Origin of the sequence: Streptomyces sp. NPDC101166, from assembly GCF_044768125.1 — a bacterium.
Classification (GTDB): domain Bacteria; phylum Actinomycetota; class Actinomycetes; order Streptomycetales; family Streptomycetaceae; genus Streptomyces.
Map to the genome: position 1 here is coordinate 53,280 of NZ_JBIWPF010000022.1, position 15,214 is coordinate 68,493.

12 protein-coding genes are annotated in these 15,214 nt (G+C 70.3%); 3 read left to right on the plus strand and 9 right to left on the minus strand.

All coding sequences use genetic code 11. The features are described from left to right. Window positions 1-172: 172 nt before the first annotated feature. Window positions 173-550: a hypothetical protein gene (locus tag ACIRS4_RS30460; protein ID WP_404202132.1), complete on the plus strand. Its 378-nt coding sequence runs from the start codon at window positions 173-175 to the stop codon at window positions 548-550. A gap of 205 nt (window positions 551-755) precedes the next feature. Here ACIRS4_RS30460 and ACIRS4_RS30465 read toward each other — a convergent pair whose 3' ends face one another. The 9 genes from ACIRS4_RS30465 to rfbB form a co-directional block, all read right to left on the minus strand. Further along, the gene (locus tag ACIRS4_RS30465) at window positions 756-2,321 is read right to left on the minus strand and encodes a DUF6020 family protein (protein ID WP_404202134.1); all 1,566 of its coding nucleotides are present in this window, start codon (window positions 2,319-2,321) and stop codon (window positions 756-758) included. Continuing rightward, complete coding sequence (locus ACIRS4_RS30470; RefSeq protein ID WP_404202136.1) at window positions 2,318-5,893, minus strand: CDP-glycerol glycerophosphotransferase family protein; 3,576 nt, start codon at window positions 5,891-5,893, stop codon at window positions 2,318-2,320. Before ACIRS4_RS30470 ends, ACIRS4_RS30465 begins: the two co-directional genes overlap by 4 nt. A 59-nt stretch (window positions 5,894-5,952) precedes the next feature. After that, on the minus strand, window positions 5,953-8,175 hold the full coding sequence (locus ACIRS4_RS30475) for a CDP-glycerol glycerophosphotransferase family protein (RefSeq protein WP_404202138.1): 2,223 nt from the start codon (window positions 8,173-8,175) through the stop codon (window positions 5,953-5,955). A 72-nt stretch (window positions 8,176-8,247) separates the two neighbouring features. Then, window positions 8,248-9,156 (minus strand): glycosyltransferase family 2 protein, encoded by a 909-nt coding sequence (locus tag ACIRS4_RS30480; RefSeq protein ID WP_404202140.1) that lies wholly within the window; start codon window positions 9,154-9,156, stop codon window positions 8,248-8,250. Next, window positions 9,153-9,881: a glycosyltransferase family 2 protein gene (locus ACIRS4_RS30485; RefSeq protein WP_404202142.1), complete on the minus strand. Its 729-nt coding sequence runs from the start codon at window positions 9,879-9,881 to the stop codon at window positions 9,153-9,155. The genes ACIRS4_RS30480 and ACIRS4_RS30485 overlap by 4 nt, the downstream gene beginning before the upstream one ends. Continuing rightward, the gene (locus ACIRS4_RS30490) at window positions 9,878-10,273 is read right to left on the minus strand and encodes a DUF2304 domain-containing protein (RefSeq protein WP_404202144.1); all 396 of its coding nucleotides are present in this window, start codon (window positions 10,271-10,273) and stop codon (window positions 9,878-9,880) included. The genes ACIRS4_RS30485 and ACIRS4_RS30490 overlap by 4 nt, the downstream gene beginning before the upstream one ends. Before the next feature lie 163 nt (window positions 10,274-10,436). Next, window positions 10,437-11,705 (minus strand): hypothetical protein, encoded by a 1,269-nt coding sequence (locus ACIRS4_RS30495; RefSeq protein ID WP_404202146.1) that lies wholly within the window; start codon window positions 11,703-11,705, stop codon window positions 10,437-10,439. Next, the gene (gene rfbD, locus ACIRS4_RS30500) at window positions 11,702-12,601 is read right to left on the minus strand and encodes a dTDP-4-dehydrorhamnose reductase (RefSeq protein WP_404202147.1); all 900 of its coding nucleotides are present in this window, start codon (window positions 12,599-12,601) and stop codon (window positions 11,702-11,704) included. The genes ACIRS4_RS30495 and rfbD overlap by 4 nt, the downstream gene beginning before the upstream one ends. Next, on the minus strand, window positions 12,598-13,587 hold the full coding sequence (gene rfbB / locus ACIRS4_RS30505) for a dTDP-glucose 4,6-dehydratase (protein WP_404202149.1): 990 nt from the start codon (window positions 13,585-13,587) through the stop codon (window positions 12,598-12,600). Before rfbB ends, rfbD begins: the two co-directional genes overlap by 4 nt. Before the next feature lie 104 nt (window positions 13,588-13,691). Here rfbB and rfbA point away from each other — a divergent pair, with 104 nt between their 5' ends. Both rfbA and rfbC read left to right on the plus strand, forming a co-directional pair. Next, entirely contained in the window at window positions 13,692-14,561 is an 870-nt protein-coding gene (rfbA, locus tag ACIRS4_RS30510) for a glucose-1-phosphate thymidylyltransferase RfbA (protein WP_130436800.1), read from the plus strand. 22 nt (window positions 14,562-14,583) lie between these two features. Next, entirely contained in the window at window positions 14,584-15,189 is a 606-nt protein-coding gene (gene rfbC / locus ACIRS4_RS30515; protein WP_403806902.1) for a dTDP-4-dehydrorhamnose 3,5-epimerase family protein, read from the plus strand. The last annotated feature ends 25 nt before the right edge of the window (window positions 15,190-15,214 follow it).

A 15,214-nucleotide genomic window follows, 5' to 3' on the forward strand; every position in this document is an offset into this window, starting at 1 on the left:
CGGGTGGGAGGGCAAGGGCCGGTTGTACTTCGCCGACGTGACGGGCGACGGCAAGGCCGACATGGTCGTCCACGGCACCGACGGCAAGATCGCCGCGCGGGTCAACGCCGGCATGTACTTCGCCATCGCGCCCGGCGACGACTGGATCTGACGGGCCCACTCGTCCGAGGGCATGACGGGCTCACACCTCGTTTCCCGCCCCGGCCATCACCCGTGGCCGGGGCGGGCGAGTGGTTCTCCTGCATCTGCGGTGGCACGCCGACGCTCTCAGCACGCTGCCGCAGGCTCGATTCCCGGGGAGCGGAGAATCGGGGAACTGGGGCAGGCGCCGCGTCCATGGAGCCTTCGAGGCCCCCACGGCGTCGAGCCTCGTTCTCAGCGCCACGCCCGCCGCAGCCGCGACCCGCAAGCCCGAACCCGGCAGAGACGGCGATCCGTTAGCCCGCCGGACACGGAGCGCACGAAGGTCGTCCGCGCCTGGCTGCTCGGCGGCAGAGCCGTCCGTGCCGCCGCGCAACTCGCGCTCATGGGCTCCGACACCGACGTGTAGACGTCTCTGGCGGTGGACCTGCCCAGGCTCACCGTGGAGGACGACCGCTTCGCCCTCGTCTCCGCCTGGCGCAGCACATCACTCGTGCCCCTGATCAGGAGCGGCACCGGGGCAGCGGCCTGCAGGCCGCTGCCCCGAATTTTTCTTTTCTGCCCCCAGGCGGATCGTGAAGCCACCGAGAGGTGCCGTGCGGCGTCGTCGGATGTCAGGTGACGGGTTCCGGGTGCGGATCACGGTCCTTGGGGGAGGCGCTCTCGGACTCCAGGGTCGGATCAGCCGCTGGAGACTCCGATTCCTGCCGTCGGCCGAACCTCGGCTTCGCGGCGAGCAGTGGCAGCGTCAGGATGCCCAGGAACATCGGCGCGAACATGTAGCGGGCCAGCGGCGCCGGGTTCGCAGCGATCACCGTCAGCTGGAGCGCCAGCGTCACCGACATCAGGCCCACCGGCGCCCAGGAGCGGTGCCGGCGTGAGAATGTCAGCAGCACCGCGTACGCCACGTAGCACCAGGTGCCGCCGCGGAAGAGCAGCCACTGCAGCTGCGGCGTCTTGCTGGCCTTCCAGACGAAGAACGCCACGTCGTGCAGCTGGTCGTTGAGCGGGCGGATCTTCAGGACGGGCCGGTAGGGGCTGTCCTGGATCTCCTTGTTCCAGTCCGCCCAGCCGAACAGGTTCTTCGGCACGGACGGCGGGCTGATCAGGGTGTGGCCCATCATGTCGACCGGGCCGGGGAAGGGCGACCAGGCGATGTGCGAGCGGCACAGCCGCGCCGCGATCATCTGGTCCGGCGTCCGCTTCAGCACCCGCATCCACAGGTCCAGCAGCTGGCTGTTGAGCTCGTCGGCCTTCTTGCGGTTCATCGGCGGCCGCATCGCCCAGTCGGCGTTGTAGCAGTTGGCCGCGCGGCCGCCCCAGTGCGACAGCGGGGCCACCTTCGACATGAGGTCGGTGTCGGCCTTGCTGAAGGTGTTGGGGGCCTTGCCGTAGACCACCGCGATGTCCGCGTAGTTCATCGCGTAGACCTGGTCCTTCGTCGGCGTGATGACGCCGATCGCCGGATAGATCACGGTCTGCAGCAGACCGGCGGTGAGCGCCGGGATCACCGTGGCGACCAGCAGCGCCTTGCGCATCCTCGGCAGCACCAGCAGCAGCACCGGCGCGGCGATGACCGCGACGAGCAGGCCGTTGTTGCGGAACAGGCCCATGCACAGGAAGCCGGCGAACAGGACCGCGATCTCGTTGCGGAACGCCTTGTCGCGCGCGGAGTCCACCCCGCGCATCCGGCGTACCACGAGCCGTCCGGCCGCGCCGAACGCCAGGACGGAGCCGATGACGAACGGCACGTCCTTCCAGACGAAGATGACGAAGGAGCCGATGGACGGCACCGCCGCACAGGCGACGGTGGCCGCCGCGCTCCACTTGCCCGGCACGCCGAACTGGCGCAGCGTCACCGCCACATAGGCCAGTGCCGCCGCCATGGCGACGCTCTGGGCGAACGTCAGCAGCGCCAGGTCGCCGGTCGTGTTCAGGGACAGCCACACCAGCGCGTCGTAGGCCACCGAGTGGTTGGACATCCAGTGGCCGGTGGTGACGTGCCACACGTACGCGATGGAGTCGTAGCTCATCCCGCCCGGGTAGAAGGCCGCCCACCAGATCAGGAAGATCAGCTGAGTGGTGCCGTAGACGGCCAGCGGCAGCCGTCGCCGCGGCGGAATGCGCTCCAGACGCTTTCTCAGACGCTCTCGGTCAAGGGGGATCCTCGTTGCTTTCAACGCTGCTCCGCGGGCTCAAGAGGGGGTCGGTCGGGGTGCGCGAGCTCCAGCATCCGGGTGATCACCCGCTCGGCGGCATGCCCGTCGTCGAGGTCGCAGAACACGTCCTTGAACTCGCGGTAGGCGTCCGCGTACGAGGCGCTGATGTCCTCGATCCCGGCCAGCGCGTCGATGAGTTCGTCGGAGCTCTGCAGGAGCGGGCCTGGAGCCCGCTTCTCGAAGTCGAAGTAGAAGCCACGCAGCTGGTCGCGGTAGTACTCCAGGTCGTAAGTGAAGAACAGCATCGGGCGGCCCGTGTTAGCGAAGTCGAACATCAGTGACGAGTAGTCGGTGACCAGGATGTCCGTGATCAGGAACAGCTCGGCGATGTCCGGGTAGCTGGACACGTCGAAGACGAAGCCGTCACCGGCGCCGGGTACCGCGTCGACGATGTTGGAGTGCTTGCGTATGAGGAGGACGTGGTCGTCGCCGAGGCGCTCGCGCGCCTTCTTCACGTCGAGCCGCAGATCGAACTTGTAGTTGCCCGCCTGGTAGAACTGGTCGTCCCGCCAGGTCGGCGCGTACAGCACGACCTTCTTGCCCTCGGGCAGGCCTATTCGCTCGCGTACGGCGCGGGCCACGTCCTGCGTCTTGTCGGACAGCAGGAGGTCGTTGCGCGGGTAGCCGGACTCGAGGATCTCGCCGTCGTACTGGAACGCCCGCTTCATGATCGGGGTGGAGAAGCGGTTCGGTGAGACGAGGAAGCTCCAGCTCGGCGTCTCCTCCGCGACCTTCGAGAGGTACTTGCGGTCGGCGAACTGGACGCTGTCGATGTCGTGGCCGATCCGCTTGAGCGGGGTGCCGTGCCAGGTCTGCACGATGACCTGGCCCTCGCGACGCCGGATCCAGTGCGGCAGGTGGGTGTTGGTGACGATGTACCGGCTGCGGCCGAGCGCCTCGTACCAGTCGCGGCTCCACCGGCGTATGACCTTGACGCCCGCGGGGATCTCGGCGCGGCGGTCCTCGACCACCCAGATGTGCTCCAGGTCGGATCCCTGGCGCACGAGCTCCTCGTAGACGGCGCGCGGCGAGTCGGAGAACTGGCGGCCGGAGAAGGAGGCGTACAGGACCGTGTCGCGCAGCGGTGCGGTGCGCGCCTGCGCGTACACGCCGGTGCGCATCTGGCGCTGGCGGAACCAGCCGAACTCCTCGGGGCCCAGGTCGGGGGCGGCCTCGATCAGCAGCCGGTCGAAGAAGCGGTGGGTGAGGGCGTAGTCGCGGCCGCGGACGGCGAAGCGCACGGGCAGGCCGGCGCGCGCGGACGGCACGACGCGGACCGGCACCTCGACGCGGCTTTGGGTGGTGCGGGCGAACAGGTACCAGCGGCCCTGGCGCAGCGGCACCTCGCTGATGCTGGTGGGCACGGGCAGGAAGTCGGCGCGGAACGTGCCGTCGACGACGCCGGCCGGGTGGGAGTGCTCCTCGGCGTGCCGGCTGTGCCGCAGCACGATCTCGACGGGCTCGTCCACGGTCACGGGCAGGGCGCCGGTGAGGAGGAGGCGGCCCTCGGGGGTGACGGAGAGCTCGCCGACCATGGGCTGGACGGGCTGGGTGCGCAGCGCGAGCCGGCCCACGCCGTCGTCGGTGACGGCCGTGACACGGCCGCCCCACTCGGCGACGGGGCCGCCGTGCAGGGGGTGCTGCGGTTCACGGTCGTCGCGGGCGGTGTCGACGGCCACGGAGTGCCCGCGCCTCGCGCCGCCGACGAGCAGTTCGGCCGTCCACTTGTCGACGACCTCGAGGTTCCCGGAGTCGCGGCCCTCGACGTCGAGGTCGGCGAGCGGCACCCGCAGGGAGAAGCCCTTCCCGGCGGTGCGCTCCACCGGGTACTCCAGCTTCGCCTCGGTCGAGCCGTGCTTGAAGCGCAGGGTGAGGGGCGCGTCGCCGGTGGCGGCCTCATGGCCGAGGACGCCGGTCAGCTCCAGTACGCCGTCCTCGACGCGGTGTCCGGTGAGCTTGGCGCGGACCCGCTCGACCCGCAGATAGAGGTGGTCGTCGTTGATGAACGGGATGACCCGTACGTCGTCGTCGACCCAGAACGGGGCGGGGCTCTCGGCGCTGCCGCTCTCGCCGGCCTTGAGCCGGGTGTGGCGGACGATGCCCTGCTGGACGGTGGCCACGGTCACCCGCCACACGGCGTCCCGCCAGCCGCCGCGGGCCTTGAGCTTCGCGGGGTCCAGGTCGAGGGTGAAGCCCGACCAGTCGTAGTTGTGCAGCGACTGACCGGAGGTCTGGGTGGCGCGCGAGGCCTGGGTGCGGGTGGGCCGGACCAGGACGGTGCGCCGGCTGCCGGTCTCGCGCAGCATCAGCACGCGCAGGGTGGTCGGCTGCGGCCGCTCGGCGGCCAGGTTGCGGATGTAGGAGTGGCCGCCGATGTGCAGCCGGCCGTCGCGCCAGACGATCTCCTCGGCGCGGGCCCGGGCGGCGAAGTCGGAGTCGACGCGCAGCACGGAGCGGGGCACGGCGCGCTTCTTGTCGATCACCGGGTAGTCGGCGAGGTAGCGCAGGCCCTGCCGGACCACCGGGACGGCCCGGCCGGCCTCGCGTTCGAAGGCGAGCAGTTCCATGAGCTCGTCGAGCCGGCCCTCGCGGATGAGGTGGCACTTCAGGCGCATCGCGACGGGCAGCCGGGGCATGACGCGGGGGTCGACGCGGCTGAGGAAGTCGGCGGCGCCGGACATGAACAGGTCGCGGAACTCGTCCCCGGCCTGGTCCAGGACGCCCATGAAGAGGGGCAGCTCGTCGGTGATGAAGATCTCGTCGTACCAGCGCTTGTGCTGGACGTACGCCTCGCCCGGCTGGGAGGCGAGGAACCGGCTCACGGAGTCGCAGGAACGGATGCGGTCGCGGACGTTGACCGGCTCGGTGCGGCGCTGGGTGATGGAGGGCGCGCCGCCGGTGCGCTGGCGCCACAGGTAGATCGGCTCGCTGAGCACGTCGACCGCGGAGGCCAGGAAGTGGGCCGGCAGGGTGACCGGCGCGTCCTCGTAGAGGATGCCGGGGAACTGGAAGGCGTGCTTGTCCCAGAACGACCGGCGGAAGACCTTGTTCCAGGCGGTGCGGTCGTAGACGAGGTCCTTGTCGCGGCTGATGTGGGTGCGGGAGCGGTCGGTGCGCAGCCGCTTGGCGTGCAGCGGGGAGACGAGGATCTCACCGGCCTTGAGGAGGTTGACGTTGCCGCTGACGAAGTCCGAGCCGGACTTCTCCAGGCTGGCGATGCACCGCTCGTAGGCGTCGGGCAGGACGATGTCGTCGCTGTCGACGAAGGCGAGGAACTCGGTGCCCTCGGTGAGGTGGGCGACACCGGTGTTGCGGGCCGGCCCGAGTCCCTGGTTCTCCTGTGCGACGACCCGGATCCGGGCGTCTCTCTGCGCCCACCTTTCGGCGATCGCCAGGCTGCCGTCCTTGGAGCCGTCGTCCACGACGATCGCCTCCCAGTCGGTGAACGTCTGGTCCACGAGCGACTGCAGGCACTCGTCGAGGAACAGTTCCACGTTGTAGGAGGGAACGACTAGGGACAGACGGGGAGGCATCTGGGGTACTGCGCCTTTCTACAGGTGTTCGTCAACCGGACTTGCCGGACACGGTAGCTCTAGCCCCGCGCCGGACGGCTCGGACGCTCCGGGGAGATCACCGCAGGGGGGTCGACCTCCTCGTCCAGGAAGACCCTGCGTACCACACGTTCGGCGGCACGCCCGTCGTCGAACTCACAGAAGCGCCTGCGGAACTCGGTACGCGCCTTCGCGGACGTGTCGTCGCACCAGCGCCCCGAGAGGAAGATGTCGACGAGGTCGGTCTCGGTTGCCGTCACATGGCCGGGGGACTGGGCGTGGATGTCGAAGTACGTGCCGCGGGTGGCCCGGTAGGTCTCCCAGTCGTTCGCGAAGAGCACGATCGGCCGGTCGAGGAGCGCGTAGTCGAACATCAGCGACGAGTAGTCGGTGAGCAGGCAGTCGGCGGCGAGGAACAGCTTCTCCACCGAGGGGTGGTCGCTGACGTCGACGACGGTGGAGCCCTCGGCGGAGCCGGGGCCGGAGCCGAGGTTGAAGTAGTGGGCGCGCACCAGCACGGTGAAGCCCTCGCCGAGCTGCTGCGCCAAGTGCTCCACGTCGAGCAGCGGACGGGGAACGGCCATGTAGTCGCGGTGCGTCGGCGCGTACAGGACGACCTTGGCGTCGGGGGCGAGCCCGAGCTCGGCGCGGGCCGCCGCCCGGTCCTCGTCGCCGGCGTTCACCAGGACGTCGTTGCGCGGGTAGCCGTAGTCGAGGGAGGTGTAGGTGGAGGGGTAGGCCCGGTCCCAGACGGCGGTGGTGAAGCGGTTGCTGGAGACGCTGTAGTCCCAGCGGTCGACCCGCTTCATCAGCGTGTCCATCTCCAGGTCCTTCTGGCCGAGCGGGAAGTCGACCAGATCGACGCCCATCCGCTTGAGCGGTGTGCCGTGGTGGGTCTGCACGAAGACCTGGCCCGGCCGCTTGACCACGAGGGTGGGAAAGTTCACGTTGTTCACGAAGTACTTGCTGCGGGCCATCGCGCGCCAGAACGGGAACGAGCCGGGGTGCACGACGGCGGTGCCGGGCGGCGGGGCGTTGCGCGCGCCGGGCTTGAGCACCCAGGTGCTCTTGACCTTGGGGGCGAGTTCGCGCAGCTTCTGGTGGACGGCCGCCGGGTTGCAGGCGTAGTCGGCGTTCCAGTAGGCGGCGAAGACGGCGGTGTCCTTCTGCACCGGCAGCATCCGCTGGGTCCGGTAGTAGGCCATCAGGACGGCGTGACGGACCGGCTTCTTCAGCTTGCGGGCGGCGCGGTAGGCGCGGCGGGCGGCGGGGCGCAGCCGGCGCGGGAGCCGGTCGGCGGGGCGGCGCCGGCGTGCGGCTTCCTTGGCTCCGCTGTCCTTGGGCTCGCGGTAGCCGGCCGGGCGGTGGGCCTGCTCGGCTTGAAGGCGGCGGGCGCGGAACTCGGCGCGGGCGCCGGCGGGCAGCCGGCCCGGCATCCGCTCGATGACGCCGAGGTGGAAGGTCATGCGTTCGAACAGCGCGGGCCGCCAGCGCTCGAACTCGGGGTGCTCGGCGAGGAAGGCGAAGACCAGGTCGTACTGGTCGAAGACCTCGAAGTGCTTGCGGCTCGCGGAGGACAGGATGCTGCCCTGGCGGCGCTGGCGGTAGTGGACGCAGATCCGGTCGAGGACGGCGATGGTCTCGGCGGCGACCAGCACCGGGTAGGTCCAGGGGGTGTCCTCGTAGTAGCCCGTGGGGTACTCGAAGCCCCAGCGCTCGACGAAGTCGCGGCGGTAGGCCTTGTTCCAGGCGACCTGGAGCAGCTGGAGCAGTTCGGGGTTGCCGTCGAGGCCCACGGCCTCGCGGGGGCTCGCGGTGAGCACCGAGCGCTTGGCGTTGGGGCTGACGCGGCCGTCCCAGTAGGTGCGGGCGTAGTCGAAGACGAGCAGCTCGGGGTCGTCGGTCTCCTGGAGCCGGCGGGAGACGGCGAGGAGGGAGCCGGGGAGCATCGTGTCGTCGCTGTCGAGGAAGAGCAGGTACTCGCCGCGGGCGCGTTCCATGCCCGCGTTCCGCGCCCGGCCCAGGCCCACGTTCTGTTCGAGCTGCACCGCCACGACACGGGGGTCCGTGTCCGCGTACTCGGCCATGATCTCGCCGCAGGCGTCGGGCGAGGCGTCGTTGACCGCGATGATCTCGAAGTCCCCGAACGACTGGCTCAGGACGGAGTCGAGGCAGTCACGCAGATACGCCTCGACCCCGTACGCCGGCACGATGATGCTGAACCGGGGAGTGGGGGACGGTTCTGCGGCTTGCGTGGGAGTCATCAGGGCTTGGACTTTCGGCAGGGTTCGGCGGTTTGCGGTCCGCGGGGCGGGGACCCGTCCCGCGCGTGACGATCACTCGGATCTGGTGAGGGCATATCCGAGCAGGCGGCGCACGGCGTCCGAACGGCGTTGACGCAGGGCTCCGGGGAGCATGGTCAGCGCGTGCAGCCGCATGGACAGGTGCCGCCGGGCGGCGCGGGCGGCCTTGGGCCAGCCGTGCCGGTCGAGGTCGTCGGCGACCTCGTTGAAGAACCGTACCGCCTCCGAGAAGCGGGCCCCGGTCACGGCCTCCGCCGAGGAGAGGCTGCCGGAGTGACGTCGGTAACGGAAGGCGAGGGCCGGGTCGACGACCAGCTTCTCGCCGCGCTTGATCAACTCGATGATCATCGCGAGGTCCTGGATGACCGAGAGGTCCTCGCGGAAGCCGACCGGTTTGACGGCGTCGGCGCGCCAGCAGATCGACGGGAAGTACAGCCAGTTCCCGCCCAGGAGGTTCGCGGCGAGCGGCTCGCCGGAGAGCACCAGCCGGGCGCCGTCGGGGTTCTTCGGCGCGTACAGCCGCCGTTTGACCTCGTCGCCCAGGGAGGTGGAGGGGTTGCCGTTCTCGTCTATGACCTCGACGCCCGGCTGGTAGATCGCCGCGTCCGGTTCGGCCTCGACGGCCGCGCGGATCGTCGCGACGTAGGTCGGCAGCAGCAGGTCGTCGCTGCCCAGCATGGTGAAGTGCGTCGACTCGACCAGGTCGACGCACTTGCGGAAGTTGCCGGTGATGCCGAGGTTGCGTTCGTTGCGCATGTAGCGGACCCGGCTGTCGCCGAGTGAGGAGAACCACTCGGGCACGCCCTCCTCGCGGCCGTCGTCGACGACGGTGAGCCGCCAGTCCTTGTCGGTCTGGTCGAGCACGCTGCGCACGGCCGCCTGCATCAGGGCGGTGTCGCCGTAGTGCGGCAGCATGATGTCGAGGGTCTGCACCTGGCTCACTTGCCCTTCTTGCCGAGCGAGGAGCGGCGGCTGAACGCGAGGAGCAGGATCATGCCGATGCGGCCGAGGTAGAGGGTGGCCTTCCACGGCGACTGGCTCGGGGTGCCGGTCACCCGCGGGCGCATCGCGACGGGCACCTGCTCGACGCGGTAGCCGGCGCGCAGGACGGCGATCGTGGACTCCACGGTGTCGCCCAGGTACTCCACCGGGTACCAGCGGGCGAAGGCCTCGATCAGGTCGCGGTTGCAGGCGCGGAAGCCGGAGGTGACGTCGGTGAGCTTGGTGCGCGCCATGCGCGACAGCCAGAAGGCGAGCACGAGCATCGCCCAGCGGCGCGGGCCGCGGGCCTCGTATTCGCCGGTGCCGGCGAACCGGGCGCCCATGACCAGGTCAGCGCCGGTCTCCAGGCGGTCCAGCAGTTCGGGCACGTTGCGCGGGTCGTGCTGGCCGTCGGCGTCGACCTGGATGGCGATGTCGTAGCCGCGGTCGTGCGCGAACTTGTAGCCGGCGCGCATCGCGCCGCCCACGCCGAGGTTGTAGGGGAGCTTCATCACGGTGGCGCCGGCCGCCTTGGCGACGACGGCCGTGTTGTCGGCGGAGCCGTCGTCGACGACGAGGACGTCCACTCCCGGAAGCGTGGTGTAGGTCTCCTTGATGACGTCGGCGACGCCCTCGGCCTCGTTCCACGCCGGCATGATGATCAGTACGCGCTTGCCGTCGATCACTTCAGATTCCCCCGTTCGGCAGATGCGGCCGGGGTCTCCTGTGCGGCGAGCCGGGACCGCAGCTCCGTGACGTCGATGCGGAGCAGGGCCACTTCCTCGGAGAGCGTGCGGCCCTCCTCCTCCAGGTGACCCACCTCCCAGCTGAGCTGGAGGCACACGATGAAGAGGAACGCCACACTCAGGAACAGGATGAGGCTGACGCCCGAGGCGACTCCGACCAGGCGGGCCACCGAGTCCAGACCGGTGGGGAAGAAGCCGAGCGGGATGATCACCAGCCCGGTGATCACCCACAGGAACGCGTACTTCTCCTTGAGCTTCCGCCGGCGCAGCAGCTCGACGATGCACAGGACGAGAAGGACTCCGGTGACCGAGGTCAGCATCCACAGACTCATGCCGCACTCCGGTGTATCGGACGACTCATTGGAAAAAGGCCTGTCTACTCTTCCAGGGGAATTCCGACGCGGACGGCCGCAGAACGAGGCCGCCGGACTGCAGTCCACTGTCCGTCACATTTTGTCGCAATGCTTACGGAGAGTGATAGAATGGTGATCATTCTTAGGAGTGCAACGAACGGTAGCCTACACGAGCGCGGACAACGAGCGTCATGAAGGCGACCACCACGAAGGACCCCGCCGTGTACGCCACCTCGACCCGCGTGCGCAGGGGAAGGGAACTCAGAGTGACCGCCACCAGGGCCGCCGTCCCCACGATCCACGCCACCAGCTGAAGCCGCGCGGCGCCGCTGGTCAGCAGAGCCTGACCCAGCACCATAGCCAGCATGTAGAGGGTCGTCCCGAGCGACAGCCAGGCGAAATCGACCGGCCCCAGCACGTCGGGCGCGCCGAACAGCGCCGGCAGCAGCGCCGGTCCGAGCGCCACCGCGCCGATGCCCCCGGCCACGCCGAGCCCACCGGTGACCGACGCCGCCTTCAGCAGCAGACGGCGGTACTTCAGCGTGTCGCCCTCGGCCGCCGCCGACGACAGCCCCGCGAGCAGCGACACCTGGAAGGCGCCGAACACGAACAGCGGCACCCGCGCCAGGACCAGCGCCGACAACAGCGCCGCGACCAGCGCGTCGTCGTCCGTGGAGATCAGCTTGGTGCTGATCACCGCGATGTTCACCAGCACCTGGGCCAGCAGCGTGGAGCCGACCAGCAGCCCCAGGTGCTCGATCAGGTCACGCCAGTGCGCCGGCGACCCCGACCGCGCGCCCTTGACCACCGGCCCGATCGTCGCCAGCACGGCGAGCAGCGGGGCCACCGTCAGGACCGCCGCGAAGGCGAACACCGAGTGCACGCCGGACAGCGCGAGTCCCGCCGGCAGCACGATCCGCAGCGCGCCGTCCAGCCCCAGCTGCATCCCGTAGGCCTCGAACCGGCCCAGACCCGCGAGGACGCCCCGGGTCACGTACGCCACGGCCAGTGCCGCGAACGCCCCGCCCAGCGCGAGGACCATGCCGGTGTCGCCGTGGAAGAACAACTCGGCGACCTGCCGGGCGAACACGCCCAGCGGCACCAGCACCACCGCGAGCAGGGAGGCGGAGAGCACCGCGCCGCGCCGCAGCACCGGCAGCGCCCCGTCGCCGTGCACCACCCGGGCGGCGACCACCCGGGTGATCTCCTGCTCGACCGGGAAGAAGAGCCCCAGACCTATGGAGGACACCACCGTCCACAGGACCGAGAAGCTCGCCATCCCGTCGACGGGGAGCGAGTGGCCCGCCGCCGCGAGATGGATGTAGCTCGCCACGCCGAGCAGCGCCGTCCCGGCGCCGACGAACGCGGTGCCCTGCGGCAGCGCCGTGGCGATGCGGTCGAGGAGACTCACGCGCCGGTCCGCCCGGATGCGTCCGTCCGCCCGCCGGGAGCGATGACCTTCAGCGCCTCGGCGAGCTGCTCGCGCCAGTCCGGCTGGACCGCCACGCCCGCCGTGGCCCACCGGTCGTGCGCCAGCACGCTGTAGGCGGGACGACGGGCCGGCCGTACGAACTTCTCCGACGTCGTCGGGCGCACCCGCTCCGGGTCGAGACCCGTCAGCTCGAAGGCGGCCCGCGCCAGGTCGAACCAGGTGCCCGTGCCGGACGCGGTGCCGTGATAGACGCCGGCCGGGGCCCGGCCGGCCACGGCCGCCTCGCCCAGGTCCGCGATCTGCCGGGCGAGCGCCACGGTCCAGGTCGGCTGCCCCCGCTGGTCGTCGACCACGTCCAGGGTCTCGCGCTGCCCGGCCAGGTTCAGCATCGTCGCGACGAAGTTGCGCCCGTGGGCGCCGTACAGCCAGGCCGTGCGCACCACATAGCCGCGCTCGGGCAGCAGCCCGGTCACCGCCTCCTCGCCCACGAGCTTGCCGCGCCCGTAGGCGTTCACCGGCGAGGTCGGGGCGTCGTGCGGGTACGGCTCGGCGGCGTCGCCCGGGAAGACGTAGTCGGTGGAGACCTGGATCAGCGCGGCGCCGCTGTCCGCGCACGCCTGGGCGAGCACCCGCGGGCCCTCGCCGTTGATCCGGGTCGCCGCGGCCTCGTCGGCCTCCGCGCCGTCCACGTCGGTCCACGCGGCCGCGTTCACCACGACGTCGTGGCCCGCCACCGCCGCCCGCACCGCGGCGGCGTCGGTGACGTCCAGCTCCTGCCGGGTCGACGCGGTGACCTCGGCCCCGCGCTCCGCGAGCACGTCGGTCAGGTCCCGGCCGAGCATGCCGCCCGCGCCGGTGATCAGCCAGCGGGTCATGCGGGAAGCGCCGCCTTCGCCTTGAGCGGCTCCCACCAGGCGCGGTTGTCGCGGTACCACTGGACGGTGTCGGCGAGGCCCTGCTCGAAGGTGACGAGCGGCGTGTAGCCGAGCTCCTCGGAGATCTTCGCGATCGACAGGGAGTAGCGCAGGTCGTGGCCCTTGCGGTCGGCGACGTGCTCGACCATGTCCCAGCCCGCCCCGCAGGCGTCCAGGAGCAGACCGGTGAGCTCCTTGTTGGTGACCTCGGTGCCGCCGCCGATGTGGTAGACCTCGCCGGCCCGGCCGCCGCGCAGCACCATCTCGATGCCCCGGCAGTGGTCGGAGACGTGCAGCCAGTCCCGCACGTTCAGGCCCTCGCCGTACAGCGGGACCTTCTTGCCGTCCAGCAGGTTCGTGGTGAACAGCGGGATCATCTTCTCGGGGAAGTGGTACTGCCCGTAGTTGTTGGAGCAGCGGGTCACCACGACGTCCATGCCGTGCGTGCGGTGGTACGACAGCGCCAGCAGGTCCGAGCCCGCCTTCGAGGCCGAGTACGGCGAGTTCGGCGCCAGCGGCCAGTCCTCGGTCCAGGAGCCCTCGGCGATCGAGCCGTAGACCTCGTCGGTGGACACGTGGACGAACCGGCCCACCCCGTGGCGCTTGGCGGCGTCCAGCAGCACCTGGGTGCCCAGCACGTTGGTCGTCACGAACGGGGAGGAGTCCGCGATCGAGCGGTCCACGTGGGACTCGGCGGCGAAGTGCACCACCGCGTCCTGGCCGCGCATCACATCGTCGACGATGGCGACGTCGCGGATGTCGCCGTGGACGAAGGTGTACCCGTCCTTGCCGGCGACGGGGGCGAGGTTCTCCTCGTTGCCGGAGTAGGTCAGGTTGTCCAGGACGGTGACCTGGGCGCCCGCGCCCGAGGGCAGCTCGCCGAGGAGCAGCGCCCGTACGAACTGTGAACCGATGAACCCGGCACCGCCGGTGACAAGAATCTTCATAAGAGCCCACATTCTATAGCCCGCCGTATCACGCGCTGTGCAGTGGCCCTTTTCACGGCGGGGGTGGCGGGAGTGGTCCGTACCCTGCCGTAGGCTGCGGGCCCATGCGTGGAATTCTGCTCGCCGGTGGTACCGGTTCCCGACTGTGGCCGATCACCCGTGCGGTGTCGAAGCAACTGATGCCGGTCTTCGACAAGCCGATGATCTATTACCCGCTGTCCACCCTGGTGATGGCGGGACTGCGGGACATCCTGATCATCACCGGACCGGCCGAGCGACCCCAGTTCGAACGGCTCCTGGGCGACGGGTCCGACTGGGGCCTGAACATCGAGTTCGCCACGCAGGAGCACCCCAACGGCATCGCCGAGGCCTTCGTCATCGGCGAGGACTTCATCGGCGACGAGGCCGTCGCCCTGATCCTCGGCGACAACATCTTCCACGGCTACGGCCTCGGCCGTCAGCTCGCCCGCTACAGCGACCCCGAGGGCGGCGTGGTCTTCGCCCACGCCGTCTCCGACCCGACCGCCTACGGCGTCGTCGACTTCGACGAGCAGGGCCGCGCCCGCTCCATCGAGGAGAAGCCGAAGAACCCCAAGTCCCGCTACGCCGTCCCGGGCCTCTACTTCTACGACAGCCGGGTCGTCGAGATCGCCAAGGGCCTCAAGCCGAGCGGCCGGGGCGAGCTGGAGATCACCGACGTCAACAAGTACTACCTCGACCGCGGCGAGCTCCAGGTCTCGGTCCTCGACCGCGGCACCGTCTGGCTCGACACCGGCACCTTCCAGTCCCTCGTCCAGGCCTCCGAGTACGTCCGGGTGGTCGAGGAGCGCCAGGGCATGAAGATCGGCTGCCTGGAGGAGGCCGCCTGGCGCGCCGGGTTCATCGGCGACGACCGCCTGCGCGCGCTCGCCGAGCCGCTGACCAAGAGCGGCTACGGCGACTACCTGCTCGACCTGCTCGCCCACGAGGCCTGAGAGAGAAACGGAAACGGTTCCGATGAAGGTGAACCCCCTTGGCATCGAGGGCGCCTGGGAGTTCGTCCCCCAGCAGCACGGGGACGCCCGCGGCCTCTTCCTGGAGTGGTACAAGGCCGAGCGCATGGAGGAGGCCGTCGGCCACCCGCTCGACCTGAAGCAGGGCAACCTCTCCGTCTCCGCGGCCGGCGTCGTGCGCGGCATCCACTTCGCCGACGTGCCGCCCGGCCAGGCCAAGTACGTGACCTGCGTCCGCGGCGCCGTCCTCGACGTGATCGTCGACGTCCGGGTCGGCTCGCCGACCTTCGGCCGCTGGGAGACGGTGCGCCTCGACGACCAGGACCGCAAGGCCGTCTACCTCTCCGAGGGCCTCGGCCACGGCTTCTGCGCGCTCACCGACGACGCCACCGTCACCTACCTGTGCTCCGAGGGCTACGCGCCGCAGCGCGAGCGGACCGTGCACCCGCTCGACCCGGCGATCGGCGTCGAATGGCCGGTCGAAGGCGTGCCCGAGCTGTCCGCCAAGGACGCCGAGGGCCCGACGCTGGCCGAGGCCCGCGAGGCGGGCATCCTGCCGGTGTACGAGGAGTGCGTGGCCTTCCGGGCCTCCCTGGCGAACCGGGGCTGAGCCCCCCTCCGGTTGTCCCCGGAAG